Below are 25,857 nucleotides of genomic sequence, written 5' to 3' on the forward strand. Positions count from 1 at the left end.
TCTCCTCAGCGGTTAAGGGTTTGGAAATAGTCAGCGAGCGCCTGAATCTGCGCGTCTGTAATACCGCGGGCAATCGGTCCCATGATGCGACCCTTGCCCTGCTCGTATTTGAACTCGTTCATCTCCTCGACAAACTCCTCGCGTTTGATGTCATCAAGCTCGTCGATGGATCCGGGACTGTTGCCATCGGTACCGTGGCAGGCAGCGCAACTGTCGGCGAGCAACCGGATGGTTGGCTCGGCCGACCCCGTGGTAGGCAGCAATGCGGCTGCCAGCGTAATCGGTGTAATAAAATTCAAAATTAGGCGCATATTGGTTCCTCCGAGCTTCTCGGCGCAAAACGACCTCGTGGTGAACCGCACGTCCTCGCAGCGATAGTCGGCTGGGCACGGCCCGTATCTGCGCGACTCATGAAAGCGAGAAAAGATGACACTCCTAACTTGGCGCACACTTTTCCTGCGACAAAAGTTCTGAAATGCAGTTGGCGATTCCCTATCAGTGGTACCGCGCGCCACGACGAGGAAATTGATTTGCGTCAATGTCCGCAAAATTTTCCAACGGCGCCTTACGGGATCAACCAGAACTGCGCTCTTGGACGTCACAACCAATCCGAAGGTTGCGGTGCCGGTGCAATAGTCTGCGGGGGTACAAGGCAGCCAACTTAGATTGCCGCACTCGAGAATAACCATCTCAGGCGGACAACCACCCCTCAAGTTTGGACTTGTCAGGCAAGCCGCCCGCGTGAACCAGCGTGCCATCCACCGCGATGCCCGGCGTGGACATGACTCCCGCCATTGCAATTTCTCGTGGATCGGTAATCTTTTCAATTGTGACATCGATTGCTAGGTCTGATGCGGCGCCTTTAACCATCTGCTCGGTGGCGTCGCAGCGTTTGCAGCCAGGACCGTAGATCTTGACGATTTTCATGGTTCATCTCCTTCAGAGCAACGCGTTGAACAGAAATCCAGTGGCCAAGATGCCCGAGGCCACCACTGCGATAAAGATCGCGATCAGGCGCAGAGTCAGCACTTGCTTTAGGATGATCATTTCCGGCAGGCTGAGCGCAATCACCGACATCATGAAGGCCAGTGTCGTGCCCAGAGCCGCGCCCTTGCCCAAAAGCGCTTCGACGATGGGGATGACGCCCGCTGCGTTGGTATACATCGGAACGCCGACCACCACAGCCGCAGGTACAGACCACCATGCCTCCCCACCCATGATCCTCAGCATGACGGCCTCGGGTACATAGCCGTGGATGAGCGCACCGATGGAAATGCCGATCACGACCCAGATCCAGACCTTTCCCAGGATTTCTTTGACCTGATCCAGCCCGACCTTGATGCGGTCGACCATAGTCAGCCGTTCCTCTTGCAAACCATTTGCCGCGCCTGCGTTCAGCTCGCGCACCCAGTCTTGCAGGTATCTCTCAAGCCCCATCCGCCCCATAATCCAGCCAGACACCGTCGCAATCGTGAACCCGAATACCAGATAGATTGCCGTGATTTTCCACCCCACCAGTCCGAACAGGAGCCCCAGACCAACCGGCCCCACCATTGGTCCGGCAATCAGGAACGAAAAGGTGACGCCGAGCGGAATGCCTGCGGAGACAAAGCCGATAAACAGCGGCACCGAAGAGCAAGAGCAGAACGGAGTCAGCACCCCCAGCCCCGAAGCGAGCGGATAGCCAAGTATCTCGCGCTTGCCGGACAGGATCGCTCGCGTCTTTTCCGGGCTAAACCAGCTTCGTAGCACGCCTGTGACAAAGACTATGAGCGTAAGCAGGAAAAGCACTTTGGGGACGTCATAGAGGAAAAAGGCAATCGCCTCGCCTGTATGACTGTGCCGCGGGATCGGAAGAAGCGCCGTTGCCCATTCCGAAAATGGAATTAGCTGCCGATAAAGCAGCACCCAGACAACGCCGCCTACGGCGATACCGAAATACCAGAACCAATCAGGACGCTCGCGAAGAGGCTCGGTGCCATGTGTCTCTGCGGTCATGCGACAGCCCTTTCAAATTCGATTTCGACGCGAAGCACAGCCTCAAGAACGTCCGCAACACCGGCGCTTAGATCTGGATTGATACGATATCGCACCCATTGGGCGTCACGACGGTCGATCACCAGACACGCTTGCTTGAGAACTTGCATGTGCCGCGACATTCGGCTTTGGGTCGCACCCAGGGTCTGCATCAATTCGCAGACACAGTGTTCGTCACCATCGCGAAGGAGCCGGATCGCCGCGAGCCTCGTGGGCTCGGCCAGAGCGGAAAGAACGTTTAGAATCATGACGGCATCCCCCTTATGCGCTTGTACGCATGACGGGGCCTCGACGCCTTGACCTGAATCAAAACCCACAGGTTTAACCGCGACCTGTTAGTTTTGAGAATTATCCTCTCGACGCATTGGCAACAGATGACCGAAGGCCATCTGCGACGGGACAGGCGTTGAAATCGCCGGACATCAGCTCTTCCATGAAAAGGCTGGTAAACTGTGCGCGGCCGTGGGTGCCGGACTTTGAATAAATGCTGGTGGTCTGGGCCCGAACAGTGCCGGACGCCGTGGTTCTGACTTGGGCTATGGCCTCGTTGTCCAAACCCTTGAGGATCATTAGGGCGACATCGCGCTCTGCTGCCGTCAGGTTCCAGTCGTCGAAGAAGTCGTCCATCACCTCGGCCATCTGTCCGCGCGCGACTTTCAGCCCGGCGTCCATATCATCCATCCGCGCCAGTAATCGACGCAGCTCTACCATCATGAACGCGACCCCGCCGACGAGCGCGACAGAGGCCATAGCTTCGAGTGCGAAGTGCATATCATAAGGACCCATGCCTGCGCGCAAATCCGAAATCACATCGCCGATGAAAAACAATGCGCAGAGCGACTGCAAGATAATGAGGCAGGCGAGCACTGTCGCCCGCCGTCCCCCTGCATGTCCAGACTGCTTTGGTCGCTTCATTCTACCTTTGTTCCGTCTGGGATACGCTTACGTCCGTTTACCATGGAGCGGACCAGATTGACACCGGATCGCCATGTATCGAACGCCACACCGGCGACATGCAGCGCAACCGACAGAAGCAACCAGTTGAAAGCCAACTCGTGCGCCTGTTCGACCCAGTCGATGCCAAAGAACCGCAGCGTTGTCATCATGTAGCCGGTGACGCCGAGGACGATTACTGTCAGCCACAGATTGTATGCCATAAGGGCGCCGAGCGGGTTATGTGACAAATGAACAATCTTGTCGCCGCGGATAACGGCGCGAACATAGCGGATCGCCCGTGCCGGATTTAGCGGAAATGCTGAAAACCGCGCGTGTGGCGGGCCCAGGATCCCCCAGACAAGACGGATCCCCACCAATCCCAGCGCAACATACCCGATCCATTCGTGCAGCTTGCTTTCGCCATCAATGAATGCGCCGTTGACGAGGATTGTCAGGGCAAGAGACCAGTGGATCAGCCGAACAAGCGGATCCCAGACAGCCACGTCGCGGGCGCTTTCACGCTCGCTTAAGTGATCTGAAGCAATCGCCATGATCAACTCTTGATGTCGAGTTTGGTGATCTGGCCGTTTTCAGGGTTCACATAGACTTCGCCCATCTTACCGTCCTTGACGAAATAGACCTCGATCTTGCCGTCTTCCATTTCGGCCTTGCGGACTTCATAGCCCATCTCGGTCAGCTTGGTTTGAACGCCCTCCATTGTCGTCCCGAGCATCGTGTCCGTGCTGAGGTCTTCTGCAAGTGCGGGTGTCGCAAGCGCGAGAAATGTGATCATGGCAAGTTTACGCATTTGTTTCCTTAATTCAGTTGTGAGCACTGCGGCAACGCCTGTTGTCGCTGGATGTCTAGCTGGACTGTCCAGCCCAGTGCCGCCATTGCCAGACAGCTTAAAACACGCAAATAAGCCGTTGCTTAGAGCGGGGAACCGCCAATCCTGACGTGCCGAAATCTGATTGGTCGGTTCTCGGTCAGAACTGCGTCCCACGGTGATGGTAGCGTGCAATGCCGGTGGGGAGCATGCTCCAAGAGGGGATCGCCAAGTTCTGCCGATATGGCCAAGATATTGCGATGAATAACGCCATCGAAGGATCGCACAGTCCGACCCGCAAGCGAGAGAGTATATTCGGCCGGTTCTCGTCTCACCGACAGGCGCAGGGGTCTCTGACTACACCCGATCAAATCAACCTGATCTTCCGCCCGCGCCGCTACAGACTTACCACAAACTTATACCGCTATGCTCGGGCTGAGACGCGGATTCGTCAATCACGACAGCCGGTAGGATCAGCTACGACTTCGATGGCCCCGCTCCCGAGCAATCTCCGCAGAGAACTGCATGTGGTACGACATCGAGACGTGCGGTTGCAATCTGCGCGCCGCAGCTTTCGCAAATTCCATAAGTCCCTTTTGCAATGCGATCGAGTGCCCCCTCCAGAAGCCGGACTTCGCGCAGGGCGGCGCGCCCGATGCCTTCCAGAACCTCGTCATCCTCGAGTTCGATTGCCTGATCCGACAAGTCCTGATTGGCTGGTTCATCCAGACTGTCCTCCACCCGTTTCAGGCGTGCGCCGAGTTCTTGCAACTGCGCCTCTATTTGTCTTTTGTGTCGATCCGTATTGGTCATAACTCGCTCCTTGAATTCTAGTCGGGGTATGGGGCAAAAGCGCTAATCCTGCTGCGCATTCCCGCGGCTGGCCCATTCCTGCCGTGACCGCTGATATAGGCTTGGCTATCAACCTATGTGCGCGACAGGGCCGGTGTAAGTGAGGCAAAGAAAAGTAGTCGTGGTTGGTGTTTGGCGCTTTTCAGCCAAACGCTGCCTCGCAACGTCAAGTTTTTTTCGCGCTGCTTCCAATTGGACCATCGCTCGTTTGCGTTGCTCATAAAGCCGACGTATCGGTGAACCCGGATCGCCCATTCTTGAACGAGTGGGCTGTTGTTCTGTCGGAAACCAAGCGCTCATCTCACGCAACGCCAAGTTCCAGCGTCGGTCAGCTTCCGAGTAACGTTGGTACATCACGATTAAAACGCGGCGCCGGGTTTCAAGATCAGCGTGCATTTCTCAACTCCCTCCAAATGGTATCTTCATCGATGGATTGCATCGATATTTGCTTTGTAAACGGTTGTGCAGGTTTGCCATGCCATAGAGCAGGGGGGGGGCGGAGCGGGTGCAAATCATCAGGCATCACCTTTCGCTTGGGATATTCCGGATGCCCATTCTATGATCTTCGACGCGGGTATCGCGCCCGACTGGCGCTTGACCTCGCGTCCGCCAGCGAAGGCAATTAGTAGGGGAATTCCACGTATGCCATATCGTTCCCCCGCTTGGGGATGGGCCTCGGTGTCCAGCTTTATAAAGCGTGCTGTCCCTTTTAGCGCCTTGGCCGCCGATGCAAATTCTGGTGCCATCATACGGCAGGGTCCGCACCAGGCAGCCCAAAAATCCACGATCAGCGGGATGCCATCCATCCGCGCAGCTTTACTAAGAATTTCGAACGAGACTTCGGTCGGTGTTCCCTTGATTAAGCCCGCCCCACAACGCGCGCATTTAGGTTCGGCATCCAGTTTTGCCTCGGGTATTCGGTTTGCTTGGCCACATTCAAGGCACACAACAGTAATAGCCACTTTTCGCCTCCGTTCTTTCGGGTCAGCAATGCGCCTTGCGCTAGTGCTGTATCGACCGCAGCCAAGCAACAAGATCGGCGATAGGCTGGCTGGTCATGATCGCTTGGCCTGAATTGGTTTTCAGGCTGATGCCACGCCCTTCGAAAAAATCACCGTACACAGGCATTGGCGATCCGTGGCTGACCAGCGGATCGCGCCCGTCGATTCGCCATACCACCCTTTTCAGCGGAAACTCATCGCCATTTGCGCGCTGCAACTGCGTCAAATCGATCGGTTGCAGAAGCAATACCGGTGCCATTAGCCCCGCGCCATCCGCTTCCAGACCATGGCAGACTGCGCATCTGTAGTGAAACAATCGTTCGCCTTCTGCAATGTCCTGAGCCATTGCGGGCGTGCCGATGAACAGCGCCAATAGCATCACTTTTCGCAGGCCAAGCATCTGAGTCTCCTTATTGCACCACCCATCGTACCCGGCCGTACCGATCGCCGGGTTGATCCGGATCAATTAGAGGTCGATTGGTGGCTGGCGGGCAGTGTTGATCGCTCGAATATGATATGTGTTTAGGCGCATCCCAATATGCCAGAGCGACGACCAAAACGCTCCGCAATCGCCATGACTTGCGCTTTGCAAAGGCGCGCGCTCGCTTTGGAGCGAACTCAGCACTTCCGATCACGATATGTCGATCTTTGGCGCGCCAGCGCCATGCTCACCGCATCGGTGCGGATATCCGGTGAATAGCTTTTCGCCATCTTGCTCTTTTCCATGACCCTCATCCTTCTCAGGTATCAAGTCTCCGGCAGAGCCGCCGCGCTCCAGGACAGGCCAGCGCTGACGAGCTTTGTACTAGACTTCTTGAATGGAGAGACGCTTTCGTCAGGCGGCGTCAACAGCCGCGCGCATCATGTCACGGACCTCGCCCGCGACCTTGTGCAACGCATCATTGTCGATGGCCTGCATGGATGCCACCGGGTCAACGGCGCTGATTTCGGTGCCGCCATCCACTTCGCGCAGGATGACATTGCAAGGCAGCATCGCGCCCACACGTGGCTCAATACCGATGGCCTTATGGGCCATTTTCGGGCTACAGGCCCCAAGGATGCGGTAGGGCTCCATATCGACATCGATCTTCTTTTTCATCGTCGCCTTGACGTCGATTTCAGTTAGAACACCAAACCCGCTTTCCGCCAACGCTTCGCGCATGCGCGATTCCGCATCATCTATCCTGACGTCTTTCAGAATGCGGTCATAAGTATATGACATTATTTCCCTTTCTCTAAACTTAAGGACTATTTGTCCAGTGCAGGGACGCTCAGAAGATCCGATGTTACAGCCAGCAGCATCCTTGATCTGCACAGTACCAAACCATCATGTCGCTCTCCCGTTCCATTCAAAGAGAAAGTCGCGCCGACCATGGGGCGGCGCCACAATCCTTAGTCATCGTTGCTGTCGTCGGCGTTATTCATCCCAGAACCCATGCCTTGGCCAGGCTTGCCTTGCATCTTGCCCATGCCAGAGTGCATTTTCTGCATGCGTTCCATTTTCTTGGCTGGCGCTGTCATTTCGTCGCTGGTGATGACGCCGTCGCCGTCCGCGTCGAGATGTTGGAATTTGTCCACCATCTTCTCACGGATCATCGCGCTGTGCAGCGTCTCGAATTCAGAGATCGATAATGTGCCGTCCCCATCGCTGTCATATTCGGTCAACTTGGCCTGCATCTGCTCGCGCATCTCTTGAGGTGTCACGTTGCCATCGCCATCGGCGTCGAGCATCTGCATCATGGCACCGTCCATCATGCCTTTGCCCATATTACCCATGCCGCCCGTCTTGCTGCCGTGCATGCGGTGCATCTTCTGCATCATGCTGGGCTTATCGCCCATCATACCGGAGCCACCGGCCTGCATCGGGCCGCACTCAGCGGATTGAGATTTCGCCCCGTGGCCATGATTATTCTCAGCGTAGGCAGCGCCGCCAAGTGCGGTTGCCGCAGTTAATGAGAGGGCAAGTATAAAACGTTGTGACATAATGATCTCCTTTTTCAGTTGTCATGAGAAACACATAAGTATCTCAGACCAAGCGCGCACGGCATCGGGGTGAATTTTTTGTAACGCTTTGTAACGCCGGAACTAATCGTGCAGTTTTCTGACTTGGCAGAATCCTCAGGAAGATGGACGGCGCGGTCGCGCCTTGCCCAAGGTGCCAAGATTGATCGGCTCGGTCTGTGCGGGGTCAGCGCCCAGACGTCGCGGCGTGCCCGTGCCTTGCATCCCATCGCTTACCGCACAGACAGGATACTCTCTGGTCGCGCGGGGGCGGGGCCAAGGTCCTGCCTGCTGCCGAGCTGGTTCGGGGTTACGCTTTCCCGGATAAAGCCCGTCGGGACGCAACGATCGGCAGGCTCGCGGGATGCTGGCGGTGGCAATACTGTCTGCAGTATGGGCCGCGTCCGGGCAACTTGAATTCTACATCCGCGCGGCCCTGAATGTGGGTGTGACGCGACAAAAGATCGTCAAGACCATCTTGCAAGCGCCCGTTTTTGCAGTCGCTGCAATCTTATCAGCAACACGGCGACCACCCACTGGCACCAAAAAGTATCGCCCCGATAGATCAGAGACCGACCATGCACTAGCAGCTACAGTGGACTACCCAACGGATGTTCCTCACCCCCGAAAACATCATCCGGAAAGCCGCCTCATAACGTGAACAGCGGTCCCACCCCGACACGTCGCAGCTGTTCGGCGTCGCGTTCGATGAGCAGAGCGTTCAGGTTAAGCCTAGCGCCAGTATTGGCCCCCTCACTAACGCCCTTTACCATAAGTGCGGCCGCCCAAGCTGGCCCTTATCGGCGTCATCCTGGGCCATCTGATCATGGGGTATACCATTTCGATGCCCTCGCTGATTGGGGCGGCGTCACTGGCCGACATAGTCGTCTGTTTCCATGGTGTTAGATAGCCAGAATGAAATCATCTGTGCGAGCTGCCGCGATCTGTGGTCCTCGTCATCCACCGCATAGAAACGGCCGAGCTGTCTGTCGGCACGGACCCGCGCGACGAAAAAATGGGTCATACGCAACAGATACGCGTCATCAATGCCAATGATTGACGCCGCCTCGCGCCGCTGAGCGCGCGTGCATGCGGAGCAGTCCTTTTCGGAGTAGAGTAGGTCACATATAGCGTCTCCCTCGCGATCATGTGGGGGGCGCCGCGCGGGGTCGTGGCCTATGACTGATCACAACGCGTTACTTGGGGTGCAGGTCCCGCCCTTGTCACCACAAACGCGGCGTCTTTATTCAGACAATTTCGGAAACCGGTCAGTCGCATACTGCGTATGACAAGCTGAACAGGCCTGTATCATTTCGCCGAATTTCTGATGTTGCGCAGGCCTGTCACCTTTCCGGGCCGCCTCTACCAGATCAGCCGAGAGTGCGTGAAACGCCCGGTCCTGCGTTACGAAATCCTCTGGCACGGCAGCCATTAGATCCTGCTTGTCCTCAGGCGTCATGGATTGCTGCAAAATAAAGCTGTCATGTATTTTCTGCGCGAGCTTTTCGACGTTGTCATCATCTCCGGCAATCAAATAGGACATGATCTGGTGGCTGGCATCCTCCACCGACAACATCTCTTTGCGGAGCAGATCACGCAGCTTTGGTGTCAACTCCGGTGAAACTGGCTGTGCCTGCTCGGCAGTCACCGGCAGCGCGGCGGACAACACGATCCCCACTGCCAGCGAGGATACGGCAAGCCGTATTGGATTTGTCTTTTTCGCAGCGCTAGTCATTTTGTTTTTCCTTCTTCTTCGCTTTGAAACAGTGAACGGGGATGCTCCGCCGTCAAGGCCGGGCCAAAGTCGTCCGGCACGCGGATCGCCGCGCCGACGATAGCGCCCCAAATCACGGTGCGTAGGCTCATCGCCGCAACTGTGCGCATCTCATAGGCACCGCCGATCAACAGATGAACTCCGAAGGCGATCATCACCAAGATCGTAGCAACAAGGATCCCAATCGACAGCCTAACTGCCCAAGATCGCCGGAAAAAGAGGCCAGCACCGGCCCCTACATATGCGAATCCCGCGAGAAAATTGAACCACAGAACGAAAGGCACGGCATTGCCCACCGCTGCGCGTGCGTCGGCACCACCGAACAGCGCCCGACCGCCTGCAAGGATAGTCAGCAACCCGAACAAGACCGGTCGGCATGAGCCTGCGGTTTTGGAGTTGCCAGCCATGTTCGAATCAAGATAGTAATTGATTACTATATTTAATCAAGTCATGATGCACTGCGTTATGAGTAGCAGCATTGAACATCCAAGAGGGGTAGCCATCATGTTCATCAATAGGACCACAATGGGCGCGAGCGCGCTCTTTGTAGGGATCGCCGGGACGCTGATCCAATTGGTCGCAGTGCGCGGCGGATTCCTCGCGGCGCTCCCGCTTTTTGCGACCATCAGCGGTCTGTCGATGATCTTGGCCATGGGTCCGTATAACGCTGCGGCATCGCAAACCGAGGCTCCGCAATGAACGCACCCCAAAAAAAGAACCTTCCCGCCAAAGAGCGGCGCAATGTCACCGTCGAAGCGGTTGTCGATCTGGCAGGAAGCACCAATCCAGACTCTATCACAACCGCAGCCATCGCTAAACACATGAACCTGACGCAGGGCGCACTCTTTCGACATTTTCCGAACAAAGAGGCGATCTGGCAGGCAGTCATGAAATGGGTGGCTGAACGCCTCATGGCGCGCATCGATAAGGCGTCAGAGGGGATCGAGTCTCCACTGGAGACAATTCAGGCGATGTTTCTGGCGCATGTGGCCTTCGTTTCCGAGCATCCTGGCGCGCCCCGGATGATGTTTGGCGAATTGCAAGGCTCCAAGACGACACCCGCCAAGCGCATGGCGCGCACGATGTTAAAGAAATACGCGGCCCGGCTGAATGACCTTATCGAAGCGGGAAAAGCGCGCGGCGAATTGCGCGCCGATCTGGACAGCGAGGCGGCAGCAACGCTGTTCATCGGCACGATCCAGGGCCTAGCAATGCAATCGCTGATCGCGGGCGACATGAGCCATATGGCCGAGGATGCCCCGCGCGTTTTTGCGATCTATCGGCGCGGCATAATAGCTGAATTTGAGGGCGAAAAGGGAGAGTAGTCATGTCGCGACGGGTCTCAATCTTGCTGGTGCTGGCAGTGCTTGCCGGGTTGCTTGGATTTGCTATCTGGAAGGTTTTTCTCGCGCCTAGCGGCTTGCCACCTGAGGGGTTTGCGCGCGGCAATGGGCGGATTGAGGCGGATCTTGTTGATGTGTCGACCCGCCTAGCGGGCCGTGTTGCCAAAGTTGCGGTGCAAGAGGGCGACCTTGTTGCAGAGGGCGACGTTCTTGCTGTGATGGATACTGCTGAGTTAGAGGCGCAACAGGCGCGCGCGCAGGCCGCCGTTGCCAGTGCCCAAGCGGCGGTCGCCGTGGCCAAAGCTGGCGTGACAAAGGCAGAAGCTAGCCTTGCGCTGGCACAAAGCGAACAAGCACGCGCCGAAACCCTGAGCGAACGCGACGTAATCTCGCGTGACAGCCTAGATATCCGCCGGACCGAAGCGCAGCTGGCCGAGGCGGGCCTTATCGCATCAAAAGCTGAGGCGCGCGCCAAAGAGCGCGCTGTCGATGCCGAAATCGCCAACCAGCATGAGATTGAGGCACGGATCGCCGACAGCACGCTATATGCTCCTGTGCCGGGCCGTGTCCTTTACCGGCTGGCCCAGCCGGGCGAGGTGCTCGGCAGCGGTGGCAAGGTGTTGACGCTGGTTAGTCTGGGCAATGTTTATATGGAATTCTTCCTGCCTGCCGGGCCAGCGACAAGAGTGCAGATGGGAGATGAGGCGCGCATCGTGGTCGATGTTATGCCTGATGTCGCCATTCCTGCGAAGGTCAGCTTTGTGGCTCCGCAGGCGCAATTTACGCCTAAACAGGTCGAAACCATCGCAGAGCGCGAGAGCCTGATGTTTCGCGTGCGCGTGCGTATTCCGCAGCAGATGGTTGAGGCGCGTCTCGCACAGGTCAAGACCGGCGTTCGCGGCGTGGCTTGGGTTCGGCTGGCCTCGCCGGACGGTACCATGCCCGACTGGCCCGAAAGCCTGACACCCAAGGTGGTTGATGTCCTGCCTGCGCCGGCGGCAGAGGCGGCGGAGACCGGTACCGGGACAGGCCAATGACAACGGGGGAGGCGACAACCGACCCTGTGGCAAAGCTGGTAGCGGTCAGTCATCGCTACGGTAAGGTCACGGCGCTTAACGATGTCACAGTCGACGTTCCTGCCGGGCGCATGGTCGGGCTAATCGGGCCGGACGGTGTGGGAAAATCCACGCTGATGGGCCTGGTGTCCGGTGCAAAGAAGCTACAAGAGGGCCAAAGCGCTACGCTGGGCGGCGATATGTCCAGCGCCCGGCACCGGGCCGATATTGGAAGGCGGATCGCCTTCATGCCGCAAGGGCTGGGCAAAAACCTCTATCACGACCTCAGCATACGCGAGAATTTGGAGTTCTTCGGCAAGCTGTTCGGACAGGGCCGAGCCGAGCGTGCCGCCCGGATTGAGCGCCTGACGGGTGCAACCGGCCTCGCGCCGTTTCTTGACCGCCCCGCCGGCAAGCTTTCGGGCGGGATGAAGCAAAAGCTGGGGCTGTGCGCCGCGCTGATCCATGACCCCGATTTTCTGCTATTGGACGAGCCGACGACCGGCGTTGACCCGTTGTCGCGGCGCCAATTCTGGGATCTGATCGACACGATCCGCGAGGGCCGCCCGGAAATGTCGGTGCTGGTATCGACGGCGTATATGGAAGAGGCCGAGAGGTTCGAACATCTGATCGCCATGAACGAAGGGCGCATTTTGGCCGAGGCCAGCCCCGACGATCTCATGGCGCAGACCGGAACCGATACTGTCGGGGCAGCCTATGTCGCACTGTTGGGTGGCGGATCAGATCCCCCAAACGCAGCCCCCGCACCAGCATTGATTGGCACCGCCCCGGATGGCCCACCCGCGATCAAGGCAACCGGCCTGACCAAACGTTTTGGCGATTTTACAGCAGTCGATGCGGTCAGTTTTGAGATCAAACGTGGCGAGATTTTTGGCTTTCTCGGCTCAAATGGCTGCGGCAAGACCACAACCATGAAAATGCTGACGGGCCTCACTGCCGCGACAACTGGCGAGGCGTGGATTTTTGGCCAACCGGTCGATGCGCAAAATCTCGATGCGCGCCGCAGGGTCGGTTTTATGTCGCAGTCATTCTCACTTTATGGCGAACTGACCGTGCGCGAAAATTTGTTGCTCCATGCGCGTTTGTTCCATCTGGGCCGCGATCTGACTGATGAGCGGATGGCGGACTTAGTGCCGCGTTTCGGGCTGGAGCCTTACCTAAATCAAGGTGCGGCATCGCTGCCGTTGGGTGTGCGCCAACGTCTGTCGCTGGCCGTTGCGGTGATCCATGCACCCGACATCTTGATCCTTGACGAGCCGACTTCGGGGGTGGACCCGCAGGCGCGCGATGCGTTCTGGGACATGCTGACTGATCTGGCGCGCCGGGAAGGTGTGACGATCTTTATTTCGACCCACTTCATGGACGAAGGGATGCGGTGTGATCGCATTTCCCTGATGCACGCAGGCAAGGTTCTGGTGACTGGCGCACCGCAGGAAATCATCGCGGCGCGAGGCATGGAAACGCTGGAGGATGCGTTCATTGCCCACATGCTGGACGCGATGCCGCAGGAAAAGACGGATTCTGACGTAGACTTGGCCCTTAATGAGACGCCCGCAAGCCCAAGTGGCACTCAGCGCTTCAGCCTGAGGCGTTTACTGGCTTATACGGCGCGCGAGGCAATGCAGGTGCGCCGTGATCCGGTGCGGCTCGCCTTTTCCTTCATCGGCAGCGCGGTCCTTCTGCTGATTATGTCGTTCGGCATTTCCCAAGAGGTGCGGGGCATCCCCTTTGCCGTCTTTGACCTCGACCGTAGCCCCGAAAGCCGCGCCTATCTGTCGGGGTTCGAGGAGTCCGATTGGTTCAGGCAGATGGCGCCGATCCACGACCCCGGCGAGCTTGATCGACGCATGGTCAGCGGGGAGTTGGCGCTGGCGCTGCAAATCCCGCCAGATTTCGGCGATTCCGTGCGGCGCGGCGAAACTGCGGAAATTGCCGCGCTTATCGACGGGACCGATACCAGCCGCGCTGGCACGGTGGAGAGTTATGTCAAAGGCGCGCATAGTCATACTACGACAGCGAGCGCACAATCCGCTTTGGCGCTATCCGCCTTAGCCGCTGCGCAGGGACAGGATCAGGCTGCACCCGCGAGCCTTGAGCCACGATTTCTATACAATCCGTCGATGGAAAGTCTACCTGCTATCGGACCCTCGATCCCGCCGCTGCTGCTCCTGCTATTTCCCGCCGTCCTGATGGCGGTCAGCGTGGCGCGCGAAAAAGAGATCGGCACGATCACGAATTTCTACGTAACCCCGACGGGCCGTGCAGAATTCCTGATTGGCAAGCAGTTGGTGTATATCGGCATCACACTGCTGAATTTCATAATCCTGACGGTGCTGGTGGTCACGGTTCTGGATGTGCCGCTCAAGGGCAGCCCGGCCGCGCTGGTTCTGGGCGCGCTCCTCTATGCGGTGGCGGCCACCGGCTATGGCCTGTTGGTGTCGATGATGGCCAAAACGCAGGTCACTGCGGTTTTTGCCGCTGCGATCCTATCGGTCATGCCGACACTGCAATTTTCGGGCATGATCACGCCGGTCTCGTCGCTGGAGGGCCCCGCGCGGATCGTTGGCACGCTCTGGCCGACAACTTGGTACATGGGGCTAAGTGTGGGTACTTTTACCAAGGGGTTGGGGCTGCCCGAGCTGTCGGGCCACCTGCTGCGCCTTGCCGCGTTCGGCCCGGTTCTGACTGCACTCGCCATTTTTGCCTTGCGCAAGCAGGAGCGGTAGAGATGCGCCAGTTGATTAATATTTTCTGGCTTGCCGGCAAGGAGTTGAAAAGCGTTCTTGGCGATCCGGTGATGGTCATCCTGATCCTCTGGTCCTTTATCATCGCAGTCATGCTAGAGGCTAGCGGGGCAGGCGACACCGTTTACAACGCCGCGATCGCCATTCTGGACGAAGACAACTCCATGCTCTCCCGGCAGATCACCGCCGCGCTTGGCCCGCCGTGGTTTCAGCCACCGCTGTTGATTGCGGCCGATCAGGTCGCCGCCGATATGGACGCGGGCCAGATAATGTTTGTTCTGACTTTTCCACCCGGATTTGAGGCGGATGTGATTGCCGGGGCAAAGCCCGCCGCTCAGCTTGAAGTAGATGCCACCGCCGTATCACAGGCCCAGCTTGGCACCGACTACATTAGTAACATTCTGGCCTCGGAAACGCGTGCCTTTTTGACGGGAAATCCCGATACACCCGATGCTGCGCTACGACTCGAATTGCGGCGCGCCTTCAACTCCAACGGTGATCCGGTTTGGTTCAAGTCGGTCTCCTCCTTGCTCAACCAACTCTCGCTTTTGACTATTGCACTGACCGGCGCGGCGATGCTGCGCGAGCGCGAACAGGGCACAGTCGAGCACCTGATGGTTATGCCGCTCACCCCGCTAGAAATTGCGCTATCCAAGGTGCTGGCGAACGTGGTCGTGGTTCTCGCAGCCTTTACCTTATCGCTGATCGTTGTGGTGCAGGGTTTTCTAAAAGTGCCGGTGGCCGGGTCCGTACCGCTGCTTTTGGCTGGAACGGCGATCTACCTTGCTGCCGCTGCCGCCATTGGCATGTTTCTGGGCACCATGGCACGCAGCATGGCGCAATTCGCATTACTGGTTATTATGGTCATCATCCCGATGATAATGCTTTCCGGCGGCATGGGGGCCATTGAGAGCCAACCCGACATCGTTCAGCGTCTGACAATGGCGCTGCCGTCACGCCACTTTCTCGCCTTCGCCAAGGCGGTGGTTTTTCGCGGCGCGGGAGTGGAGACAGTGTGGGTTCAACTTACCCTTATGGGTGGACTTGGGTTGGCCTTTTTCGCGGCCAGCTTGGCATTGTTTCGCCGCTCCATGAACCTTTCAGGATGATTTCAAAGGCTGTGCGCAATGTGTAAGAAACGTAGCTCGTGACAGATTGGCCGGAGAAACGGCAATGCAAGAAAGACAGCCGATGATGCGCCGCCTTGAGCGCAGCTACCCCAAAACAGCGGTCACGTCGCTTTTAAGTCTGCTTCTCGTTGCCTTAGTTGGCTGTGCGCCGCGCCCTGGACCGGAGGCTTTGTCGGTGGTTTCACCGGATAGATCGGCAGCCCAGAAGGTGACCATCACAGTTGCCACGAACCGCGCGCGTAATGGCGTGACTGGAGCGTATTCCGACGCTCGCTCGGCTACCCTCAATTATGAGGCTTTCACGATCTCCGTCCCTCCTGCGCACGAGGTTGCGCAAATCGAATGGCCCAAGGCCAAGCCGGATCTGCAGACGAGCTTTGCGGTGACCAATCGCAGGGTGTTACCGGCTCTTTTGTTGGACACCAGCTCGCCCCGATCAAGTGCGAATGCGCGCTCCACCGACAAGCGCGACATCCTGATCTTTGTTCACGGCTACAACTATAACTTTGCGGAATCTCTGTTCAGGCTGGCGCAAATCGCCGCCGATGCGGACCTCACGGAACAGCCTATCCTTTTCGCGTGGCCATCCGCCGCATCCGTGACCGGCTATGTCGCCGACAGGGATGCCGTCATCTATTCGCGTGACGATTTGGTCAGCCTGCTAACCTTTGTTGCGGCAGATCCCGGCGTTGGAAACATTACTTTGTTTGGGCACAGTATGGGCGGCTGGCTTGTCGTGGAGTCATTGCGGCAACTCCGGATTGCCGGTCAGGACAGGGTAATCGAAAGACTGGGTGATGTAGTGTTGGCCGCGCCGGATATCGATATCGACGTCTTTCACCGACAGGTGCAGACCATCGGCGCACTACAGCCGCCAATGACTTTGCTCGTCTCCCCGGATGATCGCGCATTGAGGCTCTCCAAGCGTCTCGCGGGTTCACGTAACCGGGTTGGACTGACGGATGCCAATGATCCCCGGGTTCAGGCGCTTGCAGCTGCCAACGGGATACAGGTGGTTGATGTTTCCAGTGTTGAGGCTCTGGATGGATCTAGACACAACAGGTTCGCGGCGCTCGCCAAGGTGATCCCCCGGATGACAAACGCACGGTTCTCATCGCTTGCTCAGGCGGGTGCATTTATCCTCGAACCAATAAGCGCCACGCTAATTTCTGCGAGCCAATAATACTAGTTTCGATGGTCCGGTGTTGTAACGTGCGGTTACTTGCGAGACATTCTTTTTGTTGAGTACAGCTTGTCTTTCAGCGCTTCGTAAGGCGTCTTGCGATAGTGCGAGCCATAGGTATTCGGTAAGTCTGACTGCATTAAAGCACACGATATTCAACGCCGCAGTGTCCTCTACGCGTTCTGCTAGCGTAACTCAGACTAGAAGAAACAAAGGAGCTGTATGGGAAGATCTAAGGGTGCCGACTGGTTTTTGGAAAGGCTGGGCGTGCAACTATCCAAGGCGAGCTGTCGACGGTGTAGCCAACGTCTGGAAGCGGTATTATTCAACATCAGAAAATTCGCCGCACCAGCGGGGCACGATGCTGTGCCGCGCGATCATCTCTTTTCTAGCAGTCTGTTCAGGCTGTCGCGAATGCCAAGGTAACGATCTCGCCACCTCCGGGACGAGTTTGAAAACTGACGGTGCCTCCAAGGCGTTGCATTGCAGTTGCAACAATTGACAGTCCAAGTCCGCTACCGCCTTCCTTCGCATCTTTTCCACGATAGAAGCGGTCCGTGATCCGAACGCGATCATCTTCGGGTATTCCTGATCCACGATCAAGCACAGCGACCAGCAGGCGGTTTTCCTCTGCGGTGAAAATGATCTTTACCTCAGCCCCATTAGGAGAAACGATGACGGCATTTTCCAAGACATTCCGCAGAGCAGCCGTCAGCAGGATCGAATTCACTTGGGTCCGTACGTCGCTTCTCCAATCAATCTGGATTGAGACGTTCTTGTCGTCCGCTAGCCGCTTCAGATCGGACGCAACAGCCTCGACCACCGATCTGGCGTCTGCAGCGCGCTCAGTTCCGGCACTGTGCCTGTCCAGCGAAGCGAGGGCCAGCAACTGTCTGACCATTCTGTCAGCGCGTTCGACGCCGAACTGGATGCGCTGCAGGGCCTGCGTGCGCATTTCGGGATCGGTTGCCATCTCAGCGACCTGGGCTTGGGTCTTAATGCCGGCCAGCGGGGTCTTTAGTTCATGGGCAGCGAAGGACGTAAAGGTTTTCTCACGGTCGCGCATGGCATCCACTCGCGAAAAAAGGCCATTGAGAGCATCCCCCATCGGCTTGATTTCGCGCGGGAGGGGTGCAACGACCACAGGACTGAGGTCGTCAGCGGGCCGTTGCGATAGCGCAGCGGCCATCCGTTCAAGTGGTGCAAGCCCGCGTTGCACGCTGAGAAGTATTAGGCTGGCCATGATCGGAAACATCAACAGCGCAGGGAGGGCAAGCCCTTTGGTCACGTCCGTCACCAGTCGGTCCCGGACGGTATAGCTGTCACCTACCATGATGCGCATCCCGAGTGCCTCGTTGACGACTGAGTAAACACGCCACCTTTCGCCATCGACGACACTGCTGCTAAAGCCCGTGTTTTGATTGGTCAAACGCTCGGTAGGCGCGCTTTGCGAGCTTCCTACCAATGCGCCATCAAGGGACCAGATCTGACAGGATAGCTTGTGTGAATAGCCTGATGACCGAAGCGCATCACCAGTCGCTGCGTCTGCGAACGCCGACGCGGTTCGGGCGACGTCGATCCGCTGATCCGAGATCAATGACGACACCATCTGACCGGCTTCGGCCAAGCGTGCATCAAGCACCCGCTCCACTTTGGTGCGGGTCGACTGCTGAACCCAGGCGAAAGCTGACAGCCATACAATACCCGTGGCTACAACGAGGACTATGAACAATCTGATACGTATGGAATTCACGTAGCTTCCCCTGCCAGACGGTAGCCGGCACCGCGTACGGTTTGGATGAATTCGGTGCCAAGTTTCGAGCGTAGTTTATGGATATGAACTTCAACCGCGTTGCTTTCGACGCCGTCCTGCCATCCGTACAGGCGGTCTTCGAGAACAGATTTTGAGAGTATTGCGCCAGGGCGCTCCAAAAGTGCCCTCAGTATCGTGAACTCTCTGGGTGAAAACTCGATGTGGCGATCATCTCTCCGGCCGCTCATTCGGGCAGGATCGATTTTGAGACCATTCCAAGCAATGCTGGAATCGGCGCGACCCTCTGCACGGCGAACGATTGCTCTGAGGCGGGCAGAGACTTCACTAAGATCGAACGGCTTGCCCAGATAATCATCCGCCCCGACATCCAGACCGGCAACCCGGTCTTGTACCTGATCCAGCGCCGTGAGCAGCAGGACTGGCGTGTCGTCCCCTTGGGACCGGAGCTGCGTCAAAAATTCAAGCCCGGTACCGTCGGGCAGCATAATATCTAGCACCACAGCCGAAAATCCGCCGTGGGCCATTGCTTCGCGAGCATCTGCGATTGTTGTTACCGTCTCTGGCGTGAGGCCAGTGAGCCGCAAGCCAACCGATAAACCGTCGGCTAGGGACTCGTCGTCCTCTACGATCAAAACGCGCATTAGCAGTGCTCCTTTTCTCTGCTGCCGCGATGAGCCGAAGACCTTAAGCCTCGCTTAAGGCAACTGGAAGACTTGGGCACCATGAAAAATATCTTGCTCCAGATCGCGCTGCTCCCATTTCGGATGGCATGCTTGGCAATTCTTCTTGCCCTATCGTTGGTACTTCCGGCGGAGGCGCAATTGGTATTGGACGGAAGGCCAGCACCCATTCCGGCAACCGAAGCGTTCCAAATTAATGTTGTGGAGCGCAATGACGGCACACGCGCGCTAAAGTGGACGATCGCTCAAGGGTATTACCTCTATCGCGACTACCTATCGGCGGAGACGATTGATGGCAAAAGCGTATCGTTGACGACAGAGCCCGGCCTGCGCAAGGATGATCCCACGTTCGGATCTGTCGAGGTGTATTATGACGTCGCACGGGCGGAAATGGCCTCGGCCAGCGGTCCGGTGACAGTCACTTTTCAGGGCTGCCAAGAGGACGGCATCTGCTATCCACCTGTCACGCAGACACTATCGCCACTGGACAGCGCACCGGAAGCAGCGTCGCAAAGCCCGGCCAATGATGGTTTTGCTGCTGCCACCGACAACACTCGAACCACGGGCGGTAGTCCTGGCCTGACACTCGCACAGAACGAAGGGGTCATTGAGGGACTTCAGGCACGGGGCGGCACGTTTCTCGTGCTCGCTGGTTTTTTTGCCTTCGGACTGCTGCTTGCGTTCACGCCTTGCATGTTCCCGATGTTCCCGATCCTGACTGGTCTACTTTCGGGTCAAGGCAAACGTCTGACCGCGCGTCGCGGATTTGTGGTATCTGGCATCTACGTTTTGGCTATGGCTGGCGCCTTTGGACTGCTGGGAATAGCTGCCGCGTGGTCGGGCCAGAACCTGCAAATGGTGTTGCAATCACCGATCGCAATATATTTAGCGGCCGCTGCTTTTGCCACGTTGGCCTTGTCGATGTTCGGTCTTTTCGAGATGCAGCTTCCTGCAGCCTGGAACAAGCGACTGTCTTCTGTCGGAGGGTCTTCGGGCGGCACTTATGGCGGGGCGGCGGCGCTTGGCTTCAGCTCTGCTCTGATTATGGGCCCCTGTGTTACGGCGCCTCTCGCCGGAGCATTGCTGTATATCGCAGGGACGGGTGATGTGACCCTAGGTGCCGCAGCACTGTTCACGCTCGGCCTGGGGCAGGGCATTCCGCTTTTGATTGTTGGAACGCTGGGCGCACGTGTGCTTCCGAAAGCCGGGGCATGGATGAACGGTGTTAAGAGACTCTTTGGCTTCATCTTTCTTGGTATGGCGATCTGGTTGATCGGTCGGCTGATCGCCGGACCCGGCATATTGGCTCTGTGGTCGCTACTGCTGATTGGCGGCGGCATCTTTTTCGGCGCGATGGATTTGTTATACGCAGACGCTGGACCAGTGCGGCGCGCAGTCAAGACCGCAAGCGTATTTTCGATGATTGCCGGCGCGATCATGCTCGTCGGCGCGGCAATAGGAGGGAATGATCCCCTGCGTCCGCTGGATCGGCTGCGAGCCTCGGCGGAAACCGCAAAACATCCGATAGAATTCGTAGCGGCCACAACAATGCAATCGCTTCAGACGGTTTTGGCCGCCAGCCCGAAAACGCCGACGCTCGTCTACGTTACTGCGGATTGGTGCGTGACCTGCCGGGTCATCGAGCGGGAGGTATGGACCAATGCGACCGTTCAGACTGCGCTTTCGGAAATGAGCGTGATTGCCGCCGATGTCTCAGATTTCGGAGCGGAAGGCCAAGCCATGCTTGACCAGTTGGGTGCTGTCGGTCCGCCGACAATGATCTTCTTGACCCGCGAAAGTGTCGAAGTGCCAAACACGCGCATTGTCGGTGATACGAATGCAGAAGACGTCGTGGCATCAGCCGAGGCACTCCGATGAACGCGATTGCAATTGGTCCACTCATCTTCTCGAATGATCGCTTTATCGCGATCCTCTCAATTGCCGCGTTTCTACTCGTCTCAGAGTTTTTTGCTTGGCGTCGTCCGGATACTGCCAAGGCTATCCGAAGGTGGTCAATGATCACCGTCGTGACATGGATCGTCGCGGCACGTCTGGGATTCGTGATCAGCAACTTCGACGTGTTTGCAGAGGAACCGTTGAGTGTTTTTGCGCTGTGGCAAGGCGGCTTCGACACACGCGCAGGTACATTCGGTCTTGGCGTTACGATCTTTTTAGGGATGCTGCTGACGCCGAGTGTCGTGAAGCCGATCGCTGTTTCGCTGCTATTGGGAGGGATGACTTTCCAGACTGCCGGATTTTTGCTTCCGTATGAACCAAGGGGCCGGATACCGTCTGTCTCCTTCGCCGATTTGGAAGGCAATGAGATTGGTTTGGCCCGAGATGACGGCAAGCCTCTGGTGTTGAACCTTTGGGCAACCTGGTGTCCGCCGTGCCGACGCGAAATGCCGATGATGGTGCGAGTTGCAGCGGCGCAGGAGAACGTCGCGTTCATATTTGCCAACCAAGGCGAGCATGAAGAAACCGTACAATCTTACTTGAGATACAACGGTTTACCTATTGAGGGGATGGTTCAAGACCCAGATTCAACGCTTTTGGCCAAGTTTGGAATGCTGGGTTTGCCCAGTACGCTGTTTTTTTCGGCAGATGGGCAGTTAAAGGCCGTCCATACCGGAGAGATTTCTCGTGCTGCGTTATTGGCACAGATCAAGGAACTGGAAGGCGAGAGTGATGAGGATTGAGACGCTCAGTTCGAACCCGATTGTGGCGCTTTTCCCTCTACCAGTCCTTGCCGCCTGCGCAAAACCCACCGTAATTGCTCCGACGACTGTGCCGCGGGAAAAGACCCAAGCTGCTTTGGAATTTTCGACGATGTACCGTTCGCTCGAAGATCGGGGCGAGACGATTTTAGATCTCTCCGGTTCAGATTCTTTCCGAACGGAACAAGCGGCGGCAGGTGAAATTCTGGACCAAGGGAAAGCCCGGAATGGTCGTGGTCGATCCCTTTGCGCGCTTTGCGTATCTCGTGACGTCATGACTATGCGATGCGGTACGCCGTTTCCGTCGGGGATCAGAGCGTGGATTTCCCAGAACCGGCGACATCCCCTTTAAGCCGTGAATGGCCACGTTGGACGCCCACGCAGAACTGGATGAACAAACCACTCAAAATCAGGGTGAAACTTTCACGAAGATCGGAGAACAAGCATGACACGTATTAACCGCCGAAACGCGCTGATCGGAACAGCGGTCACAAGCCTCTTTGCAACGGCCGGCATCTCTTTGTGGCCAAGTGGATCAGGTGCCCAAGCGCAGGAACTAACTGTCGACGAGGTGCTTTTCGATCCCGCGAATCCCGTTTTGGGAAACAAGGAAGGCAACATTACGATCGTCGAGTTTTTCGATTATCAATGCCCATATTGCAAGGCGAACCACCCCATCCTCACTGATTTGGTTGAAACAGACGGGAACATCCGGCTGGTCATGAAGGATTGGCCGATCTTCGGAGCGCCGTCTATTACCGCGAGCCAACTTGCACTCGGAGCGGCGTCGCTGGGGCAATACGAAATTGCCAACGAAGCACTTATGGAGACGGAGGGGCGCCTGTCAAACGAGCTGATCCGTGACGCACTGGTTAAGGCAGGCCTAAATGTAGCTGCGTTGCAGAACGGCTACCGGAATGCCCGCGACAAGTGGGACGGGCTGATGACACGCAACAGCAGGCAAGCAGCGCAGCTAGGTCTGCAGGGCACGCCAGCCTTCATCATCGGCACAACGATCTATCCTGGATCGTTGGACGCGGGTGCGCTGCGCGATGCCGTAGAGCGCGGCCGGGCCTGATCTCGGGCCTTAAGGTTCGATTAAGGCACAATCGGTTTAACCGGGGAAACGGCAAAGATTTCTGCAATGAGGAGAGCACAATGAAAACCCTGATAACACGACGCCGCGCCCTGATGTCTGGTATTGCCATGGCCGGCACAATCGCGGCACCCGGTATCTTGCAAGCCCAGTCAGTCCCAGCCACACACAGGCGCAATACTTCAAGTTTCGTAACCCAGAACTGGCAGGATCATTTCGACACCCTCGGTGTCGCCACGATCGTCGCTGATACGGAGTCCCGAGCGCTGCACTACTGGAGTGGCGATGGACAGGACTATCGCGTGTATCCGACGTCCGTCCCAATTTCTGAGGAACTCACCAAACGAGGATACACAAAGATTGTGCGTAAGAAGGTCGGCCCAGATTGGACCCCGACGGCCTCTATGATGGAGCGCTTTCCGGAGTATCGCTATATGCCTCCCGGACCCGAGAACCCGCTGGGCACCCACGCCATGTATCTGAGCTGGCCCGCCTACATCATTCACGGCACCCATGACACCCGAAAAATCGGTCGTGCTTCTTCGGACGGCTGTATTGGACTGTATAATGAGATGATTGCGCAGCTGTTCCTGATCTCGCCAGTCGGCACTCAAGTAAGGATCATCTAGGCCCGTTCTCGCAGCCCAGACCCGCCAATGGCCGACTCATCTACTGCGGCAACGGCGGGTCAACCCCAGCAGAACACTTAGGACGCGCCTTTTCCGACGAGGCGCCTGTCTCGCAAGATCAATGGCCTACATACAGCATGGGCGAAACAAATTGGTGGTCCGCTCAAAGTGCATTCTCTCTACTCTGCAATCCAGTGGGGGGAGCACTTCGAGCAAATACCAAAGGTTTTGCTGTCTGTGTTCGCTATTACGTGACTTCGTCACCGCAAACATAGTGTTGCTGTTATCCTCGCAAACTTTCCATCTGGATGAGGGATCTTTGCGGGGCGGGTCAAAAGGAATACGTTGCACGGCGCACAGCTCAAGGTCATCCAAAGCCAAAAGCCATCCGACGCCTGAAACCATGTATTGGTCGTGAAAACTTCAACATCGCGCGCCGCCACAAACAGATCAATCGGACCTAGGTCACGCCAGATCCTGTCCAAGTCATGGGGAGTATCTCAAGCCGCAATCAACAGATCAGGGCGCAACAACATGACGTGATGTGCATCACGAAGGGCGATGACCCCCGCTTTGCGCAATTGCGTGAAACTGCGGCTGACCGTTTCAGTTGTCAGGCCCAGATAGTCAGCGATGTCGCAGCGCGGCATTGGGACATGTACTTCGCTATTACCGTCCATATCGTTTGCCTCGCGCGCGGCAAGTTCAATCAAAAAAGCCGCAACTTTGTCCACCGCACTTTTGCGACCCAGCATCATGAAGTGCTTTTGCAAGGTTGTGATATGATGCAATGCTGCGGCGACAAGCCGGTTGTGCAGTTCGGGGTTCATCCCGATGACGCCGAGCGCGTCATGCCGATAGGCGACGACATTCCCGTCAGTGATCGCTTCACAGTTGATATGTTGGACACCATCTTCACTGAACCCAATCATGTCACCGGGATAGGCAAATCCGATGATCTGACGACTGCCAGTTTCTCCTATGTGCACCAGACGCATGACCCCGCGCGCGACGTCAAAGACAAAATCGGCATCATCCCCTTGATGGAAAAGATGTTGGCCGGCGCGCAGCTTGCGTTGAGCCGGACCATGACGCCCTGGACGGGTTGCGCACAGGCGCGATTTTTGAGCCGTGATATTTGAATGCAGCATGATTGTCCCCCGGTTCAAGTGAAAGCCCAAGGTGCCGCCGATTTGTAACGGGCCATTCATTTGCTGTGTAACATTTTGTAATCCTCTGTATTCTCCACCGAAATCAGCGTGAAATTGCCGGTTGGGGGGGCTTAACGATTCAGGAGATGTGATGACCGTCAATCAAATCCTTGTCGTTGACGACGACCCAAAAATGTGCACGCTGCTCCGCCGCACCCTTGAAAGCGAAGGTTTTGTGGTCTTCGAGGCCGATTGTGAGGCTGAAGCGTTGCAAACAATGGATGAAAACGCCATCAGCCTGATCTCGCTTGATCTGAACCTTGGGCATGAAAACGGCTTTGCGATCGCACGCGCCATTCGCCGGATATCTAGCGTGCCAATCATCATGGTCACCGCCAAGGATGATGTGATCGACCGTGTGGCCGGACTCGAGGCTGGTGCAGATGACTATATCACCAAGCCGTTTCACCCACGCGAGGTAATTGCAAGGGTGCGGGCAGTCTTGCGGCGATCACCGTCGCAACCTCTTGATGCTGATCCCGGAGGAACCGCCACCGCCCCGGTCGAGAGGTCCGGCGAAGCCGGAGCTGTTGTGCTGTCTTTTGACGAACTAACCGCGTATCCAGAGAGCTTTGAGTTGATCTGTAGAGATGGGTCTTTGGCAGACCTGACCAATGGCGAATTCAGACTACTGCAAGTCTTTTTCGAGAACCCCAAAAGGATCCTGTCACGCGAGCGGATCATGGATCTTTTGAACGGAACAGAGTGGACGCCGCTAGATCGGGCCATCGACAATCAGGTAGCGCGTCTGCGCCGCAAAATTGAACGTGACCCCGCCAAGCCTGTCTTGATCAAAACAGTGCGTGGGATCGGGTACATGTTCAGCGCAACCGTTGTTTCGCAATAA

29 protein-coding genes and 1 pseudogene are annotated in these 25,857 nt (G+C 57.0%); 12 read left to right on the plus strand and 18 right to left on the minus strand.

The features are described 5' to 3' along the window. Window positions 1–5: 5 nt before the first annotated feature. From MK6180000_RS03300 to MK6180000_RS03330, 7 genes are all read right to left on the minus strand, one after another. Window positions 6–311, minus strand: coding sequence for a c-type cytochrome (locus MK6180000_RS03300; RefSeq protein ID WP_138933442.1), 306 nt, complete (start codon window positions 309–311; stop codon window positions 6–8). Window positions 312–690: 379 nt separating this feature from the next. Continuing rightward, the gene (locus MK6180000_RS03305) at window positions 691–927 is read right to left on the minus strand and encodes a thioredoxin family protein (protein ID WP_138933443.1); all 237 of its coding nucleotides are present in this window, start codon (window positions 925–927) and stop codon (window positions 691–693) included. Between the two features lie 12 nt (window positions 928–939). After that, window positions 940–1,998: a permease gene (locus MK6180000_RS03310; protein WP_138933444.1), complete on the minus strand. Its 1,059-nt coding sequence runs from the start codon at window positions 1,996–1,998 to the stop codon at window positions 940–942. Then, on the minus strand, window positions 1,995–2,285 hold the full coding sequence (locus MK6180000_RS03315) for an ArsR/SmtB family transcription factor (RefSeq protein WP_171054522.1): 291 nt from the start codon (window positions 2,283–2,285) through the stop codon (window positions 1,995–1,997). The genes MK6180000_RS03310 and MK6180000_RS03315 overlap by 4 nt, the downstream gene beginning before the upstream one ends. Before the next feature lie 100 nt (window positions 2,286–2,385). After that, complete coding sequence (locus tag MK6180000_RS03320; protein ID WP_138933445.1) at window positions 2,386–2,952, minus strand: helix-turn-helix transcriptional regulator; 567 nt, start codon at window positions 2,950–2,952, stop codon at window positions 2,386–2,388. After that, window positions 2,949–3,524 (minus strand): cytochrome b/b6 domain-containing protein, encoded by a 576-nt coding sequence (locus tag MK6180000_RS03325; protein ID WP_138933446.1) that lies wholly within the window; start codon window positions 3,522–3,524, stop codon window positions 2,949–2,951. Before MK6180000_RS03325 ends, MK6180000_RS03320 begins: the two co-directional genes overlap by 4 nt. 2 nt (window positions 3,525–3,526) lie before the next feature. Further along, window positions 3,527–3,781, minus strand: coding sequence for a PepSY domain-containing protein (locus MK6180000_RS03330; protein ID WP_138933447.1), 255 nt, complete (start codon window positions 3,779–3,781; stop codon window positions 3,527–3,529). 278 nt (window positions 3,782–4,059) lie between these two features. Between MK6180000_RS03330 and MK6180000_RS20565 the strand changes: the two are divergent. Further along, a pseudogene (locus MK6180000_RS20565) lies at window positions 4,060–4,239 on the plus strand (IS6 family transposase); the annotation flags it as partial. Window positions 4,240–4,276: 37 nt separating this feature from the next. Here the strand turns inward: MK6180000_RS20565 and MK6180000_RS03340 are convergent. The 8 genes from MK6180000_RS03340 to MK6180000_RS03375 form a co-directional block, all read right to left on the minus strand. After that, window positions 4,277–4,612, minus strand: a complete 336-nt coding sequence (locus MK6180000_RS03340) for a TraR/DksA family transcriptional regulator (RefSeq protein ID WP_138933448.1) — start codon at window positions 4,610–4,612, stop codon at window positions 4,277–4,279. A gap of 108 nt (window positions 4,613–4,720) precedes the next feature. Beyond that, window positions 4,721–5,047 (minus strand): hypothetical protein, encoded by a 327-nt coding sequence (locus MK6180000_RS03345; protein WP_138933449.1) that lies wholly within the window; start codon window positions 5,045–5,047, stop codon window positions 4,721–4,723. 119 nt (window positions 5,048–5,166) lie between these two features. Further along, window positions 5,167–5,613 carry a thioredoxin TrxC gene (trxC, locus tag MK6180000_RS03350; protein WP_342777696.1) on the minus strand — a complete coding sequence of 149 codons (447 nt, stop codon included), beginning with the start codon at window positions 5,611–5,613 and terminating at the stop codon, window positions 5,167–5,169. A 40-nt stretch (window positions 5,614–5,653) separates the two neighbouring features. Next, window positions 5,654–6,052: a c-type cytochrome gene (locus MK6180000_RS03355; protein ID WP_138933450.1), complete on the minus strand. Its 399-nt coding sequence runs from the start codon at window positions 6,050–6,052 to the stop codon at window positions 5,654–5,656. Window positions 6,053–6,487: 435 nt separating this feature from the next. Then, window positions 6,488–6,874 (minus strand): DUF302 domain-containing protein, encoded by a 387-nt coding sequence (locus MK6180000_RS03360; protein WP_138933451.1) that lies wholly within the window; start codon window positions 6,872–6,874, stop codon window positions 6,488–6,490. Between the two features lie 170 nt (window positions 6,875–7,044). Beyond that, complete coding sequence (locus MK6180000_RS03365) at window positions 7,045–7,635, minus strand: EF-hand domain-containing protein (RefSeq protein WP_138933452.1); 591 nt, start codon at window positions 7,633–7,635, stop codon at window positions 7,045–7,047. Window positions 7,636–8,896: 1,261 nt separating this feature from the next. Continuing rightward, complete coding sequence (locus MK6180000_RS03370; protein WP_138933453.1) at window positions 8,897–9,388, minus strand: cytochrome c; 492 nt, start codon at window positions 9,386–9,388, stop codon at window positions 8,897–8,899. Then, entirely contained in the window at window positions 9,385–9,834 is a 450-nt protein-coding gene (locus MK6180000_RS03375) for a hypothetical protein (protein WP_246040416.1), read from the minus strand. The genes MK6180000_RS03370 and MK6180000_RS03375 overlap by 4 nt, the downstream gene beginning before the upstream one ends. Window positions 9,835–9,931: 97 nt before the next feature. Here MK6180000_RS03375 and MK6180000_RS03380 point away from each other — a divergent pair, with 97 nt between their 5' ends. The 6 genes from MK6180000_RS03380 (at window position 9,932) to MK6180000_RS03405 (ending at window position 16,903) form a co-directional block, all read left to right on the plus strand. After that, window positions 9,932–10,126 carry a hypothetical protein gene (locus tag MK6180000_RS03380; protein ID WP_138933454.1) on the plus strand — a complete coding sequence of 65 codons (195 nt, stop codon included), beginning with the start codon at window positions 9,932–9,934 and terminating at the stop codon, window positions 10,124–10,126. Continuing rightward, window positions 10,123–10,752, plus strand: a complete 630-nt coding sequence (locus MK6180000_RS03385; RefSeq protein ID WP_138933455.1) for a TetR/AcrR family transcriptional regulator — start codon at window positions 10,123–10,125, stop codon at window positions 10,750–10,752. The genes MK6180000_RS03380 and MK6180000_RS03385 overlap by 4 nt, the downstream gene beginning before the upstream one ends. 2 nt (window positions 10,753–10,754) lie before the next feature. After that, window positions 10,755–11,807 carry an HlyD family secretion protein gene (locus MK6180000_RS03390; protein ID WP_138933456.1) on the plus strand — a complete coding sequence of 351 codons (1,053 nt, stop codon included), beginning with the start codon at window positions 10,755–10,757 and terminating at the stop codon, window positions 11,805–11,807. Then, window positions 11,804–14,572 carry a ribosome-associated ATPase/putative transporter RbbA gene (rbbA, locus tag MK6180000_RS03395; RefSeq protein WP_138933457.1) on the plus strand — a complete coding sequence of 923 codons (2,769 nt, stop codon included), beginning with the start codon at window positions 11,804–11,806 and terminating at the stop codon, window positions 14,570–14,572. Before MK6180000_RS03390 ends, rbbA begins: the two co-directional genes overlap by 4 nt. Before the next feature lie 2 nt (window positions 14,573–14,574). Then, a complete protein-coding gene (locus tag MK6180000_RS03400) occupies window positions 14,575–15,699 on the plus strand; it encodes an ABC transporter permease (RefSeq protein ID WP_138933458.1) in 1,125 nt (374 codons plus the stop codon). 82 nt (window positions 15,700–15,781) lie between these two features. Then, the gene (locus MK6180000_RS03405; protein ID WP_138933459.1) at window positions 15,782–16,903 is read left to right on the plus strand and encodes an alpha/beta hydrolase; all 1,122 of its coding nucleotides are present in this window, start codon (window positions 15,782–15,784) and stop codon (window positions 16,901–16,903) included. A gap of 400 nt (window positions 16,904–17,303) precedes the next feature. On the opposite strand, the gene MK6180000_RS03410 is transcribed toward MK6180000_RS03405, so the two are convergent. Beyond that, window positions 17,304–18,656, minus strand: coding sequence for an ATP-binding protein (locus tag MK6180000_RS03410; RefSeq protein WP_138933460.1), 1,353 nt, complete (start codon window positions 18,654–18,656; stop codon window positions 17,304–17,306). Further along, a complete protein-coding gene (locus tag MK6180000_RS03415) occupies window positions 18,653–19,318 on the minus strand; it encodes a response regulator (RefSeq protein WP_138933461.1) in 666 nt (221 codons plus the stop codon). The genes MK6180000_RS03410 and MK6180000_RS03415 overlap by 4 nt, the downstream gene beginning before the upstream one ends. Window positions 19,319–19,399: 81 nt before the next feature. Here MK6180000_RS03415 and dsbD point away from each other — a divergent pair, with 81 nt between their 5' ends. The 4 genes from dsbD (at window position 19,400) to MK6180000_RS03435 (ending at window position 23,799) form a co-directional block, all read left to right on the plus strand. Further along, window positions 19,400–21,235 carry a protein-disulfide reductase DsbD gene (dsbD, locus tag MK6180000_RS03420; protein ID WP_138933462.1) on the plus strand — a complete coding sequence of 612 codons (1,836 nt, stop codon included), beginning with the start codon at window positions 19,400–19,402 and terminating at the stop codon, window positions 21,233–21,235. Continuing rightward, a complete protein-coding gene (locus MK6180000_RS03425; RefSeq protein ID WP_138933463.1) occupies window positions 21,232–22,056 on the plus strand; it encodes a TlpA disulfide reductase family protein in 825 nt (274 codons plus the stop codon). Before dsbD ends, MK6180000_RS03425 begins: the two co-directional genes overlap by 4 nt. Before the next feature lie 463 nt (window positions 22,057–22,519). Then, window positions 22,520–23,152, plus strand: a complete 633-nt coding sequence (locus tag MK6180000_RS03430; protein ID WP_138933464.1) for a DsbA family protein — start codon at window positions 22,520–22,522, stop codon at window positions 23,150–23,152. Between the two features lie 80 nt (window positions 23,153–23,232). Then, window positions 23,233–23,799 carry a L,D-transpeptidase gene (locus tag MK6180000_RS03435; protein WP_138933465.1) on the plus strand — a complete coding sequence of 189 codons (567 nt, stop codon included), beginning with the start codon at window positions 23,233–23,235 and terminating at the stop codon, window positions 23,797–23,799. Between the two features lie 500 nt (window positions 23,800–24,299). On the opposite strand, the gene MK6180000_RS03445 is transcribed toward MK6180000_RS03435, so the two are convergent. Then, window positions 24,300–25,112: a helix-turn-helix domain-containing protein gene (locus MK6180000_RS03445; protein WP_138933466.1), complete on the minus strand. Its 813-nt coding sequence runs from the start codon at window positions 25,110–25,112 to the stop codon at window positions 24,300–24,302. Here MK6180000_RS03445 and MK6180000_RS03450 point away from each other — a divergent pair. Next, a complete protein-coding gene (locus MK6180000_RS03450) occupies window positions 25,102–25,857 on the plus strand; it encodes a response regulator (RefSeq protein ID WP_138933467.1) in 756 nt (251 codons plus the stop codon). The two genes, MK6180000_RS03445 and MK6180000_RS03450, sit on opposite strands and share 11 nt — an antisense overlap.

The sequence above is a fragment of the Roseovarius arcticus genome, from assembly GCF_006125015.1.
Taxonomy (GTDB): Bacteria; Pseudomonadota; Alphaproteobacteria; order Rhodobacterales; family Rhodobacteraceae; genus Roseovarius; species Roseovarius arcticus.

Excerpts from the sequence above, each read along its gene's own strand:
- dsbD (WP_138933462.1), top strand. The coding sequence starts at position 19,400 with ATGAAAAATATCTTGCTCCAGATCGCGCTGCTCCCATTTCGGATGGCA.
- MK6180000_RS03435 (WP_138933465.1), top strand. The coding sequence starts at position 23,233 with ATGAAAACCCTGATAACACGACGCCGCGCCCTGATGTCTGGTATTGCC.
- MK6180000_RS03375 (WP_246040416.1), bottom strand. The coding sequence starts at position 9,834 with ATGGCTGGCAACTCCAAAACCGCAGGCTCATGCCGACCGGTCTTGTTC.
- MK6180000_RS03425 (WP_138933463.1), top strand. The coding sequence starts at position 21,232 with ATGAACGCGATTGCAATTGGTCCACTCATCTTCTCGAATGATCGCTTT.
- MK6180000_RS03325 (WP_138933446.1), bottom strand. The coding sequence starts at position 3,524 with ATGGCGATTGCTTCAGATCACTTAAGCGAGCGTGAAAGCGCCCGCGAC.
- MK6180000_RS03385 (WP_138933455.1), top strand. The coding sequence starts at position 10,123 with ATGAACGCACCCCAAAAAAAGAACCTTCCCGCCAAAGAGCGGCGCAAT.
- MK6180000_RS03340 (WP_138933448.1), bottom strand. The coding sequence starts at position 4,612 with ATGACCAATACGGATCGACACAAAAGACAAATAGAGGCGCAGTTGCAA.
- MK6180000_RS03380 (WP_138933454.1), top strand. The coding sequence starts at position 9,932 with ATGTTCATCAATAGGACCACAATGGGCGCGAGCGCGCTCTTTGTAGGG.
- MK6180000_RS03320 (WP_138933445.1), bottom strand. The coding sequence starts at position 2,952 with ATGAAGCGACCAAAGCAGTCTGGACATGCAGGGGGACGGCGGGCGACA.
- MK6180000_RS03305 (WP_138933443.1), bottom strand. The coding sequence starts at position 927 with ATGAAAATCGTCAAGATCTACGGTCCTGGCTGCAAACGCTGCGACGCC.
- MK6180000_RS03415 (WP_138933461.1), bottom strand. The coding sequence starts at position 19,318 with ATGCGCGTTTTGATCGTAGAGGACGACGAGTCCCTAGCCGACGGTTTA.
- MK6180000_RS03450 (WP_138933467.1), top strand. The coding sequence starts at position 25,102 with ATGACCGTCAATCAAATCCTTGTCGTTGACGACGACCCAAAAATGTGC.
- MK6180000_RS03310 (WP_138933444.1), bottom strand. The coding sequence starts at position 1,998 with ATGACCGCAGAGACACATGGCACCGAGCCTCTTCGCGAGCGTCCTGAT.
- MK6180000_RS03345 (WP_138933449.1), bottom strand. The coding sequence starts at position 5,047 with ATGCACGCTGATCTTGAAACCCGGCGCCGCGTTTTAATCGTGATGTAC.
- MK6180000_RS03355 (WP_138933450.1), bottom strand. The coding sequence starts at position 6,052 with ATGCTTGGCCTGCGAAAAGTGATGCTATTGGCGCTGTTCATCGGCACG.
- MK6180000_RS03330 (WP_138933447.1), bottom strand. The coding sequence starts at position 3,781 with ATGCGTAAACTTGCCATGATCACATTTCTCGCGCTTGCGACACCCGCA.
- MK6180000_RS03400 (WP_138933458.1), top strand. The coding sequence starts at position 14,575 with ATGCGCCAGTTGATTAATATTTTCTGGCTTGCCGGCAAGGAGTTGAAA.
- MK6180000_RS03365 (WP_138933452.1), bottom strand. The coding sequence starts at position 7,635 with ATGTCACAACGTTTTATACTTGCCCTCTCATTAACTGCGGCAACCGCA.
- rbbA (WP_138933457.1), top strand. The coding sequence starts at position 11,804 with ATGACAACGGGGGAGGCGACAACCGACCCTGTGGCAAAGCTGGTAGCG.
- MK6180000_RS03390 (WP_138933456.1), top strand. The coding sequence starts at position 10,755 with ATGTCGCGACGGGTCTCAATCTTGCTGGTGCTGGCAGTGCTTGCCGGG.
- MK6180000_RS03315 (WP_171054522.1), bottom strand. The coding sequence starts at position 2,285 with ATGATTCTAAACGTTCTTTCCGCTCTGGCCGAGCCCACGAGGCTCGCG.
- MK6180000_RS03300 (WP_138933442.1), bottom strand. The coding sequence starts at position 311 with ATGCGCCTAATTTTGAATTTTATTACACCGATTACGCTGGCAGCCGCA.
- MK6180000_RS03430 (WP_138933464.1), top strand. The coding sequence starts at position 22,520 with ATGACACGTATTAACCGCCGAAACGCGCTGATCGGAACAGCGGTCACA.
- MK6180000_RS03360 (WP_138933451.1), bottom strand. The coding sequence starts at position 6,874 with ATGTCATATACTTATGACCGCATTCTGAAAGACGTCAGGATAGATGAT.
- MK6180000_RS03405 (WP_138933459.1), top strand. The coding sequence starts at position 15,782 with ATGATGCGCCGCCTTGAGCGCAGCTACCCCAAAACAGCGGTCACGTCG.
- MK6180000_RS03370 (WP_138933453.1), bottom strand. The coding sequence starts at position 9,388 with ATGACTAGCGCTGCGAAAAAGACAAATCCAATACGGCTTGCCGTATCC.